The sequence below is a fragment of the Spiroplasma endosymbiont of Danaus chrysippus genome (assembly GCF_902809815.1).
Taxonomy (GTDB): domain Bacteria; phylum Bacillota_I; class Bacilli_A; order Mycoplasmatales; family VBWQ01; genus Spiroplasma_E.
Map to the genome: position 1 here is coordinate 252,907 of NZ_CADDIL010000001.1, position 17,232 is coordinate 270,138.

Annotated in this window: 15 protein-coding genes and 1 pseudogene; 2 read left to right on the forward strand and 14 right to left on the reverse strand. The window is 23.3% G+C overall.

Going from position 1 to position 17,232, the window contains the following annotated elements; genetic code table 4:
- Nucleotides 1-159: 159 nt before the first annotated feature.
- The 7 genes from gltX to SPIRDC1_RS01455 form a co-directional block, all read right to left on the reverse strand.
- Nucleotides 160-1,605: a glutamate--tRNA ligase gene (gltX, locus tag SPIRDC1_RS01425; protein ID WP_174480197.1), complete on the reverse strand. Its 1,446-nt coding sequence runs from the start codon at nt 1,603-1,605 to the stop codon at nt 160-162.
- An 81-nt stretch (nt 1,606-1,686) separates the two neighbouring features.
- Entirely contained in the window at nt 1,687-2,430 is a 744-nt protein-coding gene (locus SPIRDC1_RS01430) for a hypothetical protein (protein ID WP_174480199.1), read from the reverse strand.
- 61 nt (nt 2,431-2,491) lie between these two features.
- Entirely contained in the window at nt 2,492-3,103 is a 612-nt protein-coding gene (locus SPIRDC1_RS01435) for a hypothetical protein (RefSeq protein ID WP_174480201.1), read from the reverse strand.
- 14 nt (nt 3,104-3,117) lie between these two features.
- Nucleotides 3,118-3,621: a hypothetical protein gene (locus SPIRDC1_RS01440; protein ID WP_174480202.1), complete on the reverse strand. Its 504-nt coding sequence runs from the start codon at nt 3,619-3,621 to the stop codon at nt 3,118-3,120.
- A gap of 85 nt (nt 3,622-3,706) precedes the next feature.
- On the reverse strand, nt 3,707-4,804 hold the full coding sequence (ychF, locus tag SPIRDC1_RS01445; RefSeq protein WP_174480204.1) for a redox-regulated ATPase YchF: 1,098 nt from the start codon (nt 4,802-4,804) through the stop codon (nt 3,707-3,709).
- Nucleotides 4,805-4,887: 83 nt separating this feature from the next.
- Entirely contained in the window at nt 4,888-8,913 is a 4,026-nt protein-coding gene (locus SPIRDC1_RS01450; RefSeq protein WP_174480205.1) for a hypothetical protein, read from the reverse strand.
- Between the two features lie 297 nt (nt 8,914-9,210).
- Nucleotides 9,211-9,843, reverse strand: a complete 633-nt coding sequence (locus tag SPIRDC1_RS01455) for a hypothetical protein (RefSeq protein WP_174480206.1) — start codon at nt 9,841-9,843, stop codon at nt 9,211-9,213.
- 140 nt (nt 9,844-9,983) lie between these two features.
- Between SPIRDC1_RS01455 and SPIRDC1_RS01460 the strand changes: the two genes are divergently transcribed.
- A complete protein-coding gene (locus SPIRDC1_RS01460; RefSeq protein ID WP_174480207.1) occupies nt 9,984-10,151 on the forward strand; it encodes a hypothetical protein in 168 nt (55 codons plus the stop codon).
- A gap of 62 nt (nt 10,152-10,213) precedes the next feature.
- On the opposite strand, the gene SPIRDC1_RS01465 is transcribed toward SPIRDC1_RS01460, so the two are convergent.
- The 4 genes from SPIRDC1_RS01465 to SPIRDC1_RS01480 form a co-directional block, all read right to left on the reverse strand.
- A complete protein-coding gene (locus SPIRDC1_RS01465) occupies nt 10,214-11,101 on the reverse strand; it encodes a ParB/RepB/Spo0J family partition protein (protein ID WP_174480208.1) in 888 nt (295 codons plus the stop codon).
- Complete coding sequence (locus SPIRDC1_RS01470; protein ID WP_174480209.1) at nt 11,094-11,858, reverse strand: ParA family protein; 765 nt, start codon at nt 11,856-11,858, stop codon at nt 11,094-11,096. Before SPIRDC1_RS01470 ends, SPIRDC1_RS01465 begins: the two co-directional genes overlap by 8 nt.
- A gap of 78 nt (nt 11,859-11,936) precedes the next feature.
- Nucleotides 11,937-12,632, reverse strand: a complete 696-nt coding sequence (gene rsmG, locus SPIRDC1_RS01475; RefSeq protein ID WP_174480210.1) for a 16S rRNA (guanine(527)-N(7))-methyltransferase RsmG — start codon at nt 12,630-12,632, stop codon at nt 11,937-11,939.
- Between the two features lie 363 nt (nt 12,633-12,995).
- Complete coding sequence (locus tag SPIRDC1_RS01480) at nt 12,996-13,991, reverse strand: IS3 family transposase (RefSeq protein WP_174479968.1); 996 nt, start codon at nt 13,989-13,991, stop codon at nt 12,996-12,998.
- Nucleotides 13,992-14,099: 108 nt separating this feature from the next.
- On the opposite strand from SPIRDC1_RS01480, the pseudogene SPIRDC1_RS01485 reads away from it, so the two are divergent.
- A pseudogene (locus SPIRDC1_RS01485) lies at nt 14,100-14,771 on the forward strand (IS256 family transposase); the annotation flags it as partial.
- A gap of 69 nt (nt 14,772-14,840) precedes the next feature.
- Here the strand turns inward: SPIRDC1_RS01485 and SPIRDC1_RS01490 are convergent.
- From SPIRDC1_RS01490 to SPIRDC1_RS01500, 3 genes are all read right to left on the reverse strand, one after another.
- Complete coding sequence (locus tag SPIRDC1_RS01490) at nt 14,841-15,035, reverse strand: hypothetical protein (RefSeq protein ID WP_174480211.1); 195 nt, start codon at nt 15,033-15,035, stop codon at nt 14,841-14,843.
- Nucleotides 15,036-15,174: 139 nt separating this feature from the next.
- Nucleotides 15,175-16,089, reverse strand: coding sequence for an ABC transporter permease subunit (locus tag SPIRDC1_RS01495; RefSeq protein ID WP_174480212.1), 915 nt, complete (start codon nt 16,087-16,089; stop codon nt 15,175-15,177).
- Between the two features lie 80 nt (nt 16,090-16,169).
- Nucleotides 16,170-17,210 carry an ABC transporter permease subunit gene (locus tag SPIRDC1_RS01500; RefSeq protein ID WP_233214955.1) on the reverse strand — a complete coding sequence of 347 codons (1,041 nt, stop codon included), beginning with the start codon at nt 17,208-17,210 and terminating at the stop codon, nt 16,170-16,172.
- Between the last annotated feature and the right edge of the window lie 22 nt (nt 17,211-17,232).

The window sequence follows — 17,232 nt, forward strand, 5'->3', positions numbered from 1 at the left end:
TTTTAGGTATTATTAATTTTTTATTTTAATAGTAACATAATATAAAATTTTTCTTCTATTTTAGTAATTATTTTGAGTAAAAAGAACAATTTTATAATTTTTATTTATAACAAAAGCAAATATTATATTTTCTATATAAGTAATAATATTTATTTTTCTTTAATATTTAAAATTTAATTTCACATTATTAATAATGGTATCATAACCTAATAGTTTAATAGTGCTAACTAAATCAGGTCCATGCATTTGTCCTGTCGTAATAATTCTAATTGGCATAAATAATAATTTACCGTTAACATTAGTTTCTTTTTTAACTTCATTAATAATGTTTTTAACATTATCACTAGTTCAATTTTTACAATCAATAATCTTTTTAATAAATACTGTACAAACTAAGTTACATTCATTATCATTCAAAAAAGTTTTTGCTTCTATATCTAACTTAAAATTATTTTTAAAAAATAAACTTACCAATTCATTAATTTGACTACCATATTCTAACTGTGATTGATAAATTAATAATACTTCTTTTCATCATTCGATAGTTTTGCTATTTCAATTATATTTTTCTTTAATAAAAGGTGTAACTAAAGCTAAGTATTGTTCAACATTTAATCTTTTAATATAATAATTATTCATTCACACTAATTTTTCTGGATCAAACATACTTGGTGCTTTACTTAAATATTTTGGGGTAAATAATTTAATTAATTGTTCTTTAGTATAAATTTCTTTTTCTTCATGTGAACTTCATCCTAATAAAGCAATAAAATTAAAAATTGCTTCTGGCAAATATCCTTCTTTACGATATTGATGAATAAATTGGATAATGCTACCATCACGTTTTGATAATTTTTTACGTTTATTATTAACAATTAATGTTAAGTGGGCAAAAATTGGCATTTTCCAATTAAAATATTCATAAATAACTAATTGTTTTGGTGTATTTGACAAATGTTCTTCACCACGAAAAACATGACTTATTTCCATTAAATGATCATCAATAACAACAGCAAAATTATAAGTAACCACTCCATTTGATTTAATAATAATATAATCTCCTAAGTCTACTGAATTAAATTCAACATTACCACGAACTAAATCTTTAATTTTATAACTTTTATTAGTGGGGATTTTAACTCTAATAGCATATGAAATTTTATTTTGTAAATTTTCTTCAATTACAGACTGCTCTAATTTTGAACATGTTCCATCATACTGGAAAGCTAAAATATTTTTATCTGCTTGTTTCTTACGCATTTCTTCTAGATATTGAGGTGTACAAAAACAATAATATGCTTTTTTTTCTTTTATTAGTATTAATGCATGTTGAATATATATATTTAAACGTTCAGTTTGTTTATAAGGACCATATTTACCTGGTAAATCAATAGTTTCATCAGGAATTATTCCCATTCAACGTAAATTATCTAATTGTGAACTAATTCCATCTTCAATATTACGTTCTAAATCAGTATCTTCAATTCTAACTATAAAATCTCCTTTGTTATTTTTTGCAAATAAATAATTAAATAATGCTGTTCTAGCACCACCAATATGTAAATACCCAGTAGGACTAGGTGCATATCGTACACGAATTTTCATATTTTCACCATCTTTATTTAATTTAAGATTTTTTAATCTTATTAACTTTTTTTTCTACTTTATTAGTCTTATTTTTAGAATTTAATTTTTTTTATTATTTTTAGAGGATTTCAATGCTTTTTTACGATTAGTTTTTGATTGTAATTTTTCATTTACTTCTTCATCAAGAAAAATTGTAATAGTCTGTGTATCATTTGGATCAAATTCATTAGAACTTGGTAATGGTTGTTTTAATTCTGGTTCAAAATCAATTGCTGCTTCAATACGTTGACGATAAAAGTGATATGTTTGAACATTAATTAAATTTAATTTAAGTAATAAAATAACTGCTGCAACAAGTAATGCAAAATAAAAACCAAAAATTGATCAAACAATAGTTGAAGAAACTCAATTTCTATAATAAAAGCTTGGTACTTTAATCGTTCCTCCTCTATTAGGTATTATTTGTGCACTATCATTACTTCATTCACAATAAAGCAATTGACCAGAAAAACTTATCAAAAATCCAACAACAAAAATTATAAAGTTTACAACTAAAAATACAAATTTAAAACGAGGAGATTTTTCAAGAAAAACTCTTGCCGTAAAAATACAACCAATCAAACCGAAACTGCTTACAACTAAACCTATTACTGGTAAATAATAAATTGCAGTATAACTTGAAGGATTAAAACTTGGTGAAGGTTCTGCAATTTGAAAACCATAATAATATAAATCTTTTAAAACTGTATTTTTTGACAAAGGAATTAAAAAAAATAATTCATAAATAATAAATGTGCTTAATAATAAATAAAAACTAATAAACCACCAATTACGAATTCTCATAAATCTACCCCCCCTTATTTAATATTCAAAGTTTTTTTTACTAAATCCCTTTTCTTGTTTTTTATTTTTTTAATTCTTGTTTTCTAATTCGTATTTGTTTTTTTTCCATACTTCTAGTAGTATAAATTTCATAATCTGAGTTCATAAATGTAAACTTTCTACGCATAATTCAAAAAAATAGTTGTGTAATCAAAATTAAAAAAAGACTAAAAATAATAAATATTCTTGCAATAATTGGATTAATTCAATGATAATTTTCATTATATAATATTCCAGATTGTGAAATATAAGTTAATTGTACTTCTGAACTTAACATTACACTAAGAATTAATAATCAAAAAGTAGTATAAAACATTCTACTGCTATACTTTGAAGAGACAATACTTACTCTAGGAGCAAATATTAATAAAATCATACTTACAGTAATTGCAATTAAACAAACAATTGGAGCATAAAATAAATTCAAAATAGGATAATTAAAATCAGTAAGTTTTACATTATATAATTTATATTTTGATACATTAATAGCAGCAAATAAAGAAAAAATAAAAACTGATAAAAAAAGAACTATTGATATTGTCAAATAAACAAAATATGCATTTTTAGTCTTTTGTTCATATGGAATAAAATATGTTTCTTTGTTTTTAATATTATCTAAATCTTTAATTTTCATTATTTTCACCTACTTTATTTTTCATTAGGTAATTCTTCAACTACTAAAATTAAAATAATCGCTGCTATTACTTCACATATTCATACAATTAATGATATTAATGAAAAAAATAGTAATACTGGTATTGATCAAAAAACTAGACTACCGCTTAACATTAATGTTGATAATATTAATGTTAAAATAGCAGTAATTCTAAATGAAGATTTCTTTTTAAGTTTCTTTGCTGGTATCATAAAACAAATAATACTGACTAAAATTGCAATTCCAACATATGATAATGATAAAGCTAATTGCAGTTTACTAAATTCAAACCCCATTTTTTGCCCAACAAATGCATTAACTATTAATAGTATTAAAAAAGCAATACTACCAATAATTTGCACAATTGGTGATCAAAAAAGTAAAGCCCTTGAAACTTTTATTTTATTAAGAACATCAAACTTTTTAGTTTTTTTATTTGGAACATAATTGTTTTCTTGAATGTCAGAATCAGGATTTTGTAAATTACTTTTTAACATAATAATTTTTTCCTTTCTTGCTAGTATATTTTCAAATTAATTATAACAAAACTATAACCTTTTTATAATTAATATTATCTTAAAACTAAACATTAAAAAGGAAATGACAAATATCACCATCTTCAACTATATAATTTTTACCTTCAACTCTTATTTTTCCCTTTTCCTGAACATTTTTTTCACTACCCAATAATTCTATATCTTGATAATTATAAACTTTAAGTCTAATAAAACCTTTCATGAAATCTGTATGAATGATACCAGCACACTCTGGTGCTTTCATTCCTTTAATAAAAGTTCAAGCATGAACTTCTTTGGGTCCAACAGTAAAATAAGTACCTAAATTTAATAGTTTATAAGTTGCTAATACAATTTGATCAATTCCTGATTCAAAAATATTTAACTCTTTAAACATTTCTTTTTTTTCTTCTGCTTCTAATTCAGAAAGTTCACATTCTGTCTTAGCACAAACAACAATTACAGTAATATTTTTTTTGCTCATATATTGTTGTAATTGTTCAACATATTTATTGGTTTTAGTTATTAAATCTTTTTCATTAATATTAGCAATAACAATTATTGGTTTAGCAGTTAAAAAATTATAAGGTTTAATCATTAGTAATTCTTCTGAACTTAACTTTTGATTACGAATAGCAACACCATTGTTTAATTCATTATTTATTTTTTCTAATAAAGCTACCTCAGCAATACCTTGTTTATCTCTAGTTATTTGCGATTTTTTACGAACTTTTTCTTTTCGTTTACTTATTACTTCTTGATCAGCTAAGATTAATTCCAATTCAATAATTTCAAAATCATTAATTGGATCAATTTTATTTTCAACATGACTAACATTAATATCATCAAAACAACGAATAACTTCGCATATTGCATCAACTGTTCTAATATTAGCAAGAAATTGATTACCTAATCCTTCACCTTTACTAGCATCTTTGACAAGTCCGGCAATATCATGTAATTCTAAAATTGTTGGTACAACTTTTTGTGGATTAAAGATTTTTATTAAATTTAAAATTCTTGAATCATTGACTGGAACGCTACCAATATTTGGTTTTATAGTAGCGAAAGGATAATTTTCAATTAATACTTGTGAATTGGTAATGGCTTTAAATAATGTTGATTTACCTACATTAGGTAAACCAACGATACCGGCAGTTAACATATAATATACACCTGTTTCTTTTACTTATATGATTACATCGTATCATAATAAATTATAAAGAAAAATATAAAATTAATTATCAATTAAGAAAAATTTAATTTTGAAGTTGATTTGGATGGTAATGGTACAGTATTTACTAAATTATTAGATTCATTAATAGTATTACCAGCAAGTTCTTCATCATCGCTTTCATCATCAAAAGGATTTGTACTAACTGGTTTAGGAGTAATCTGACCAGAACAAATGCCACTATCACTAGATGCTGTTCTAATAAGACAATGATTAAATTCTTGACGAGATGATTCAGTACTGCTTTCTAAATCACTATACTGTGGAAAACTATAACTATTAAGTTTTCTTAATATTTTATCGATATCAATAATAGAATAATCATTTTCTTCAAATTCAGAAGAAAGTGAACTTATCGCACTATCAGTACTATTTGAACGTGATAATTTAGGTTTTTTTTCAATTATTCATTCATCTCAAGGCTCAGATGTTGGTAATAGTTCTGGTATACTTTGTCTTTGATAAGGTACGCTTATTTCATCTATTGATGTTTTATTATCATTTAAATTTGCAATTAAAGTTCCAAAATTTTTTGTATTATTTTCTTTAACTGTCTTAATAGCTATTTTTGTTTTTTTTCATGTTCAAGATATTTTATTTATTATTTTCTGTCATCAACTAAGTTTTTTAAATTTTGTTTTTGATAATTCTACTAAAGATTTTTTACAATTTTCAATGTCAATATCTTTAATATTATTAATTTTATTTAAAGATACTGTTTTATAATGATCAAAATTATTATAACCACTATATATTTTTAACTTATTTTTAATAATTTGATAGTTTTTATCTCAATACAAATATTTTTTCATATCTGAAGGTGTATCTTCGGTAACTCGATCATAATATCTAATAAAAGTTATATAATCATTATAAAACAATGAATTTTCTACTTTTTGGGCACTTAATTTAAAAATTTTATCTTTAATATTAACTAATTGTTCATTAAGTTGTTCAATATCTAATTTTACTTTTGCTATTACTCGTTGATTTTGAAATTGAACATTTAAATTTGTATGATTACTTAATGTTTCCCATTCTTGTTTTTTAGTTTGTAAAAGATTAAGAATACTATTGTGTAAGTCATGTAAATCATTAGCTACGGTTCTGATCTTACTATTAACTACTACTACTGAATTTCTTATCTTGCTAACCTCTTCTTTTATGGCTGCTAATCTTTTTTTTGCAATTGAACTATCTCTATTAATTTTAAAATTAATTGCAGATGTTTGTTTCTTATAATTACCTAAAAAATTTGAATGATAACTAATATCAAATATAACACTTGTTTTATTTACACTTTCTTTTAAACTTTTAATTTTTTCTTTACTATTTTCAGTAAAATCAAATGTTAAAATATTATTACTAATAACATATCTTAAATCTTCATTATTTCTTAAACGTTCTAAATGTGTCTCTTCTATTAACTGCTTATCATTCATTATTTCTTTATCAATAATCTCTAATAATTTTTCTTTAATTTTTTGCAAATTAATTTCTCATTCTCAATCATTAAAAGAATTTTGGTTATTAACTTTTACAAAACCCAAAATTGGATCATTAATTTTTTTAAGTTTTTCCAGTAATAATAATATATATTCTGGTATTATTTTATCTTTTCAAGTTATATAATCATTTATTAATGTTTGTGAACCAATGATTTCCTCTTGACTTGGGAAGTTTAGATTTTCTTTAGTAAAAGTAAAATTAAATGATTTACAATTAATAATTGTAATATCTCTTATTTTATAGTCTCATGTTTTTTTTGAATTTAAATATTGAATAATAACAGTAAAATTATCTCTATTTTTTTGTAAAACCTTAAAATAGACTAATTCATTTTCTTTAATACCATCAATATTAACCAAACTATTAACTGCAATAATATCATTAACTTCTCATTTACCTAAATTTATTTTTGCTCTTTCTTCTGAAATTTGAAATGCATCAGATAATTCTTTTTGAAAACCTTCTGATAGTTTCTGATTTGTTTTTAATATATTATTAGCTTTCATAAGTTTTAATTTTGCTATATTATGACTATCATTGTATTTAAGAATATTAGTTTGTAATATTTGTTCTTCTAATAAAAAGTGTTCTTCTAAACTAAATTTAGGTAAAATTTCTTGTTTTTCACTAGGAAAATAAACATTTACTAATTCATTAATTAATGTAGTAAAATCATACGATTTTAAAAATTTAACCCTTAAATCTTCTAATTCTTGTTTATATATTTTAAATTCTTTACTATTTTTTACAGACTTTGATAATTTTATTTCTAAATCATTGGTTAATCATACAAATTGTGAAAAAGATCCTTCATAATTTGAAAAGTTTAATAGAGAAAGATAAACTTTTGCCATATGTTCTTCATCAATAATAATTTCTTGCCCTAAAAGTTTATTCATTTCTATTTTTTTAAAGTTATCTAAAAGATTTAATAATTTAGAAACAATATAGACTGGTCTACTCTGAAATTCAATTGGTAATAACTTATATATTTCAACAAACTCAGAAAAATTATCATTTAATAAATTATCAATTTCAGCAATTGAATCAATAGGAGGAGAAATGTTATCTGGATTTTTACTTTTTACATATCTCTCAATATTTTGCATTGAAAGAAGTGAAAATGAATTATGTACCCGACAAAAAACATCACTTGCTATTAAATATTCTTTACTTTTTAAAAATAAACTCTTTTGTAAATAACTTAACATTTGTAAATTATTAACTAATTTCATATCTATAAGTAAACTATTAAGTGTTTTTTGTTTATGTTCTTCATTTTTAAATAAAATATCTTCGATTTTTTTAGTTACATTTTCTAATTCTTTTTTATCTTTTTTAATACCTGCTAAACGTTCTGTATCAGATAATTCTTTTTTATTTTTTCAATCAACAATATTTTTTTCTCATTGTTGCTGTGTTTGTAATAAAGCATGAACTGTTCTTTTATCTTCATCACTTAATTTAATAAATTCTTCTATTACATTATCTATTTTTTTAATTTCGAAATCTAATTGAGAAAAAAAAGATAATTCCTTTTTTCCTTCTTGCATAGACATTAATTTCATTGAAATCATTGAAAGATTACCACAATGTAAATTAAATAATAAACTTACTTTATTTTTTCTTTTAGCTTTAATTTGGAATTCAGAAGAAGAAAAGTTTCCGCTTCAGGTATTATTATCAACTTTATATGCAAGATTTAATTGTACTTTCAAAATATTATCATCTTCATCTTCATTATTTTCAATAACTTCTAACTTAATTTTAAATTTTGTTAACTCTTCTTTAGTAAAATTTAAACCAGTTTTAATATTTAACTTATGTAATAATTCACTTTGTAAAATTACATCATTAATGTCTAAAATTTTCTTATCTTCTGATTCTTGATAATAAACAAAAAGATCTATAGCCTCAGGTATTTGATTGATTGCTTCAATAAATAAAGTTACTCTTTCTTTCATTGTTAATAATCTAGCGGTGTCTAATTGTCAATCTTCTCCAATTCTTGCTAATGCTTGTTGAATAAGTGAAACATTTTCATCTATTGGTAATTTTCCTCTATTATTTTTTAATAAAATATCTCTAACTCTTGCTTTTAAGAAAAATAATTTTATATCATTAAAGTTATAAGTGGCTTCTTCAGAAACATAAAATTTACTTTTTTCAAAACAAACTTTACCATCAAAAGCACCATCATATTTTCTTAAATTACCTTCTGAATTTAATAAATAAATTTCTTCTACATCAAGGAAGCGAGATGTTACTCCAAATCAACGTTCACTTATTCATTTAGTACAATTGTTAAGACGTGATCTGTTATCATTAACATTGCGATACTTAATATCTAATTCTGCTCCAGTAAAAGCAGGAATTAATACTTTTTCTCCTTCCAATGTTTCACCAAATACGACAAATCTTGTACCTTGCGAAGCATTCTCTGTCTTAAAAATTAATGTTTTATTATTATTAAAAAAAATTATTAATTGTTGACCTTTTGTTATGTTGTTAAAATTAAATGTGTTTGGCATTATTTTCCTCCCTATTTTTTGTTTTTTATTAAATTTAATATTAATATAATAATTTCATTATTGTTATTTCAAATATTTAAAACAAAAAATACCAACTTGAACTGAAAATCAAGGTGGTATGTTATAACCTTTTAAAATTAAATAATATTAAAAGAAATTAACTTTTAATATTTAGGATTATACATATTTTTAAAAAAAATACAATTAAAAACTATTTCAATATCTTTAATATTTAATTTAATTACTAATTTTAGTATAATTAGTTTTTTTAATTTATTTATATTACTGCTATTACAATTAAATAGCAGTAAATGATCTCACTAATTCAGAAGTAGATAAACTGGTATCTAAGCATATACCACTATCGATAATATCTTGTTTAGAAAATGCTTTTTGACTATTGGAAATAAATATAGTTTCTTCTTTATTTAAACCGCTATTTTCTGCAATCATTATTTTACTTTCATTTTCAATATCTTCTTCATCAGTATCTTCTCATTTATCAATAAGAAAATAACGTGGAGGAAGTTCATCTAATATTTCATGTATACTATTTAAATCTTCTGCCTTTTTAAGTAACTTAGCAATTTCAATAACTTTAGTAGTTTCATCATTTATATTCATTTTTTCATTAAACAAATCAGTTAAATCCAATACATTGTCTTCAGAAATTTGTTCTTTTTCTAATCAATTATTAATTTTTTGATTAAATAATTTAGTTAAAATTACTGCATCTTCCTCAGAAATATTAAACTTTTTTAATCAATTATTATTTTTTTCATTAAATAACTCGGTTAAAATTGCTACATCTTCTTCAAAAATTTTTCTTTCTTTAAACAAAGAATTAATCATTTTTACTCAATCAATTTCATCTTTATATTTTCTAAAAATAATACTTTTAAATAACGTATTCTTATCTTTTTCTGGCATATTTAATTTTCCTTTCAATGTTAAAATAAATTATTTTAAATAACATTATAACATCAAATATAATGATAAAAACTTTTACAATAGTATATAATTATAAATAAGTAAGGCTTAAAAATAAATATAACTTTTAGGAGGAAAATATGGAAAAGAAACTTTTAACTTATGGTCATGATATATCAAAAAAGTTATTAATCATACTAGGTATAAGTAAAATTGCAATTGGTTTGTCTATCTTATTTCTTTTTATTACAAACTTAATTATCTATACTAATTCAGGATTAATATTTCCTTTTAGAGAAATATCATAAAATAAATTTACAAGATAAAAAATGAGTATAAATGTTTTAAAACATTTATACTCATTTTAAATTTATATTAATTTTAAAAATTCTAAAATTCGATTTAATTCTTTGTGATTACTATAATTGATGATTAGTTGTTTTTTATTGATTTTTACTTTAGTATCTAAAGTTCTTGATAAAGTATTTTCTAATGCTACTAAATGAAGATCTGACTTTTTATTAACATTTTGTTTTTGATTTAAACTTAATTGTTGCATCTTAATAACATCTTCAACCTTACGAACACTCCATTGTTCACTATATGCCCTTTTAGCAATAGTTACCATTAAATTAAGATTAGTGCCTAAACTTAATAATGGTTTAACATGACCCATTGTTAATTCATTGCGTTGAAGCATTTGTAAAATCTCTACTGGCAATTGCAAAATTCGTAAAGTATTAGCAATGTGACTACGTGATTTATTAACTTTTTGTGAGAGTTGTTCTTGAGTTCATTTCATTTTACTAATTAAAGTTTGATATGCCTGTGCTTCTTCAAAAGCATTCAAATCAACACGTTGAATATTTTCAATCAAAGCAAATTCCATTAATTGTTGATCTGTTACTTCAATAGTTACTGCAGAAATCTCTGTTAGACCTGCTAATTTTGCAGCTTTAGTTCTACGCTCACCAGCAACTAATTGAAAAACACCATCTGTTATCGTTTTTTTAACAATAATTGGTTGAATTAAACCATGAATTTTAATTGAATCACTTAGTTCTTTAATTTCTTGTTCATTAAATACTACACGCGGTTGATATGGATTAGGAATAATTTTAGCAAGAGAAATAGTTTGTGAAAAAGTTTTAGCAATTTCTGGTGAACTTTCAATGTTAGTTATCAAATCATTTAAACCTTCACCAAAAATTGATGCTAAGCCTTTAGCAGAAATACGATTTTTTTTATCATTAGACATTATTTAACACCTCATTCACTAAACTTTGATAAGCAATAGCACCACTGCAACGTGGCCGATAACTAAAAATATTTTTACCATGACTTGGTGCTTCACTTAGAGTTACATTTCTTGGAATATAATTTTTATAAACTTTTTCTCTAAAATTTTTTTGAATTTCTTTGATAACTTCAACAGAAGAAGTTGTTCTAATATTAACCATAGTTAATAAAATTCCTTCAATTTCTAAATTGGGATTAAATAATTGTTGTACTAAACGAATAGTAGATAATAATTGTACCAAACCACCTAATGCATAAAACTCAGCTTGCAATGGAATAATAACTGAATTAGCTGAAGCTAAAGCATTACGATTAACTAATCCTAAACTAGGTGGACAGTCAATAATAATAAAATCATATACTTCCTTTACGGGTTCTAATTTTTCTAATAAAATATTTCTTTTATTACGAGATTGTTCTAATAAAAATATTTCGGCTCCCGCCAAAGAAATGGTTGATGGTAATAAATCTACTCCTTGACAAACTTCAGTTTTAATTACTTTTTCCAATGGAACATCATGTACTAAAACATCATATATATCTTGTTCAACTTTATCAGCAGCAAAACCCATTGAAATAGTAGCACTACCTTGTGGATCCAAATCAATAAGTAACACTTTTTTATTTTTTATACCTAAACCTGCAGCAAGATTAGTAGCAGTAGTTGTTTTTCCAACTCCACCTTTTTGATTAGCAATTGCAATAATTTTGCCCATAATAATTACCTTTCTAAATTAATAGACTAATATTTTATCCTACTAATTAAGTTTAACACTAATTTTAATTAATATTATTTACAAAGGTTTACTTTTAATTTGTTGATAAGGTCTTGGATATTTTAAAGCACATAATTTATATTTTTGAAAATGAAGGATTGTTCTTTGACCATAGTTGTTTGGTAATTGAACAGTAAATTGATTAATTAACTTTGCACCCATTGTGTTAATACTATTTTGTGCCAACGCAAGTTCTTCTTCAACTTTAAGACCCTTATAAGCAATAAATAATCCTTCAACTTTAACTAATCCTAAACATAATTCACTTAAAATATTTAGCGGTGCTAATGCTCTTGCTGTTACAATATCAAATGTTTCACGATATTGATGAGCAAATGTTTCTGCTCTTTGATTAATTATATAAACGTTTTCTAAGTTTAGTTCAGTAATTACTGTTTTTAGAAATTGACATTTCTTTGTATTTGATTCAATAATAGTTAATTGTAATTTGGGAAAACAAATTTTTAAAATTATTCCTGGTATACCAGCACCACTACCAACATCACAAATATTTTGATCCTCCAAAATGATATTATTACTAATTAAAAGAGAATCATAGAAATGTTTATAATAAACTTCCATTTCTTCAATGATCGTTGTTAAGTTATATTTTTTATTTTCAGCAATTAAAATTTTATAATACTGACTTAATTGTTGTTCCATTATTGGGGTTAAAGTTAAATTAGTTAAACCTATAGCTCAATTTTTATTCATTGCTTACTCCTAAATCAATCATTTAATAAAATACTTTATTTAAAGTAGACTATAAATATAATGCTTTAAATAATTAAATTATATTTAATTATAATGTTTTTTTAGTATATGTTTGAAATTTTATCACATAACTACTATCCTTCAAAATTAAATATTACTAAAAATAATTTAAAACCTTTAAAATATCATTTTCGTTGTATTTTCTTTAAACTCAAATATAATTAACACATATAATAATAATTATTAAAAAATTATAAAAGTTTTTTAACTCATTGCTTAATTTAAAGTAAATGAGTTTTTATGTTTTAATTTATATCATTGGTGGTTAGCCCTAAATACTGGACCACTTTTGGATAGACAGTTTTAAATTTTTATTTGTGAAATTGGTGGTTTTAGAAATTTAGAATGTATTCTTTCGTAATTATAAAACATAATATATTGGTTTACATCATTTATAGCTTCATTGAGAGAAAAATATTGATTTGAACCTTTAGGTAGTCATTCTTGAGATAAATGAGAAAATCAGTTTTCAGATATTACATTGCCACCAATATCATAAGGTTGTTTTTTGCTTAAAATTATTTGCTTATCAGCAGCTCAATTTGTGATGTCTTGACAATAAAATTCGTTGGCGTTATCTGAGTGTAAAATAACGTTTTTTACTTGGTTTCAAGAGAATTGTTGATTTATTTTTTCAAGTGCAGGAAGGATTAAATCTTGATAGGATTTGTTTGAACATGTATTATAGCTTACAATATTATTTGAATAAAAATCAATAATTACAAAAAGATATAATCAACCTTCTTTAGTATTTATTTGTTTAGTGTCCATTGATCAAATTTGATTTGAAGAGGTTGTACTTTTATAATCTTTGTTTACTTTATCCATTGTAGGTATTCACTTATTTGGATTTTTTTTGTTTTTAGGATAGTTATTTTTAGTTTGTTTTAATCCTTGAAGATTGTGATCTTTCATAATTTTTCGCATTTGTTTTGTTGATAATTCTAGATTTAAAATAATATGTTTGTATTGTTTTAATCATTCTTTAAATGCTGAAAAAATTCGTAAATAGCCATAAATTTGTCCTTTTCTTGTAAAATGAAATTCAAGTAAAAGTTGGCATAATTCTTGATATTTATGTGTACAATTACTAATTTGATTTTTTTCTTTTTTAATAGGGTTTTGTTTGTTTTTTACAAAATAATATGTTGATCGGTTTAGTTGAAGATGTTGGCAAAGATATCTAATTGAATATTGGTTTTTGCTATCATCAATAATTTGAATTTTTTGTTTGATATTTAACTTGTTAATTACTAATGCTATTTGTTTAATTTTATCCATTATTAAAAATCCTTTCATGTCAAAATTAGTGTTAATTGTATAACACAATTGTTTTTCGAATACATTCAAGTTTTTTTTAAATTAATGGTCTAGTAAAAAGGGCTAAGTAGCAAGTAGCAAGTAGCTATTAACAAATCAGTTTATATAGCTTTAGGAGTTGATTTAGAAGGTAAAAAAGATGTTTTAGGTTTATGAATTAGTGAAAATGAAGGTACTAAATTCTGATTAAATAATTTTACAGAAATGAAAAATCGAGGCTTAAATGATATTCTTATTGCTTGTAGTGATAATTTAACAGGCATGTCAGAGGCAATACAATCAGTTTATCCTAAAACTGAACATCAATTATGCATAGTTCATCAAATTAGAAATAGCTTAAAATATGTTTCATACAAACATCGAAAGTCTCTAGTTATCGATTTAAAGCCAATTTATACAGCATGTAGTGAAGAACAAGCAATGCAAGCTTTAGAATCATTTGAAAGTAAATGAAATAAACAATATCCACAAATTGCTAAATCTTGATATAAAAATTGAGAAAATTTAATGGTTTTTATTAGTTATCCAGCAGAAATTAAAAGGGTAATTTATACTACAAATGCTATTGAATCTGTTAATAGCCAATTACGAAAAGTTATTAGAAATAAAAAAGTTTTTCCTAATGATATGGCAGTTTTTAAAATTTTTTACTTAGCAATTGAAAATATCACAAAAAAATGAACATTGCCTATTCAAAATTGAAATACAGCAATTGCTCATTTTATGATAAAATTTGAAGACAGAATTAATCTGAACTAGTACTTTGTAAAACAAAGAAACACAGATTACTAAAAAGCCTCAATAAATGCTTTAATCTAATTTACATTACTATACATTTATTTTTTTAGATTTAAAACTTATTACTTCATCATCATTAATTTTTTGATAGTTAATATTAGAAATTTTATTAATTATTTTTTTCTCATTATTTTTAAATGCTTTTCTTTTTTTTAATATTTTTTCTAAACTGTCATTGTTCTGTTCAATCAATTTCTCAAAACTGTCATTTAAGTTTTTTACCATAATTTAAAATTCCCCTTTTTCATTGCTTAATAAATTTATTATACAAAATAAAAATAAAAACTGAATTTATTAAAAAACATTTAAAACATTATATTTATTAAACTTGATAAAGGTTTTAAAATATTGCTAGCATATAATTTTATTGTCATTTTCTACCTGCTTTAACATAAGGTTGCGCTCAACTTTTTACCAATTCTGTATTAGGACGAAAAATCATTAATGATACTAATGCTATTAAATATGGAAACATTCCTCATAATCAACTTGGAATATTATTACTAATAACTATAAATGTTTGTGAAGCATTAATATACTGATATAAAAAAGAAAAAATAAAACAAATAATAGAAGTTAAAAAAAATCTACTGTGTGCTATCATTCATAAAGCAATTGCTAAAAATCCAATACCAGCAAAATTATTACTATAAATAAAAGTACTTGGAAGTACATAAACAAATAAAGCACCTGAAAAACAAGCTAAAGAACTAGAAAATAACGAAATATAAAATTGAGAACGACGAACATGAATATAATTTAAAGCCACTGCAGTTGGATTCTCACCAATTCCTCTAATGTATAATCCAAGCTTAGTTAAAAACAAAATAGCTGCAAAAATATAAATTGCTAAAAAGGTTACCAAAATTGCAATTCAAGAAAATTGATAAATATAAATACTTGCTAATGAATAATTTATTTCTCCAGTAAATGTTAATGGTAAAATTACTGCTAATCCATAACCAAAGTAATTAATAACCATTGATACTAAAAATTGATTTGTTCTAAACAATAAGGTTGCTAAACTATGAATTAAACCAAATACAATTCCGATGATAATAGTCATAAAAAATGCCAAAATTGCAACTCCAGCACCAAAATTATTTTTTAATTGTGAAACAATTATACAATATGTAGCAGCACCAGTACACATAATACCATCAAAACCAAAATTAACAATTCCTGCTCTAGTATTTAAAATTCCACCTGTACATAACAATAATAATGGACAAGCAAATAATAATGTATTAACTAAAATTGTTGAAAATGAGAGTAACATAATTATTTTTTTCTCCTTTTACTTTTAAATATTTTCCTTTTTTTAAAAATTTTTGAAGATTTTGATTCAACATTAACAATTTAAACATTTTGTTGTTCATCCTTAATTAATTCTTTTTTTCAAATTAGCTTCTTTTTTAGTCTTATTAAATATTCTTTAATAGCAATAGAATGAGTTAAGTAATGCCAAATAAAAGGATAAATACCAATAATGTAAATGGTTATTGATAATACTATTATTGCAATTTCTGGATTTTTCAAATACATAAAAGCATTATTTTCAATAGGACTAATAAATAAACTCATAAAAAATGATGAAAATAAAATAACTCCTGGTGTATATCCCGCTAAAGCAGCTACTACTATCCCATAAAATCCTTCTTGAATTGGAGCAGAAAGCGAAGGTAAATTATTATTAACTCCTAAAAAATAAAGATAACCAGCAATTCCTGCTATCGCTCCTGAAATTGGTAAAATTATTAAACCCTGATATTGAGGATTTAATCTGGCATATTTTGCAGCAACGGGGTTTTTAGCAATTGCGTTTAATTTAAAACCAAGAGTGCGATTATTAAAAATAATAATTGCAATTAATAAGACAATAATAGCAATAATAATACCAGCAGAAAATAAATTACTAATGCTAAAAGGTCCACTAATTAATGAAAATCTAATATTAGTAATTTGTGTTGGAATGTTTAAGTTATGATAAACATTACTGGCTATTAAACCTTTATATCCTTCTCAAGCAATAAAATTAAATAAAATAGTGCTAATAATTTCATGAATTTTAAAATAAGTTTTTAAAATTGCAATAATTAAACCGGCTAAACCACCAATTAAAACTGCAATTAATAAAAGAAAAGGAGTAATTCATTGACTATGACCACCACTCTTATAAATAGCTACTGCCAATACATATGTTACCATAGCACTAAATAACATTTGACCACTAACTCCAAAGTTATAAATACGATACTTAAAAGTAATAGCTACTGCTAATCCTGTTAATATTAATATACTATATGTTTCAATTAAATTACTAAAACTTACTAAATTAGTTAAAGGATTAATAAAAATAGTTTTCCAAAATGATAATGGATTAACTTGTAAACATAGCATTAATAAACTAACAAAAAATAGA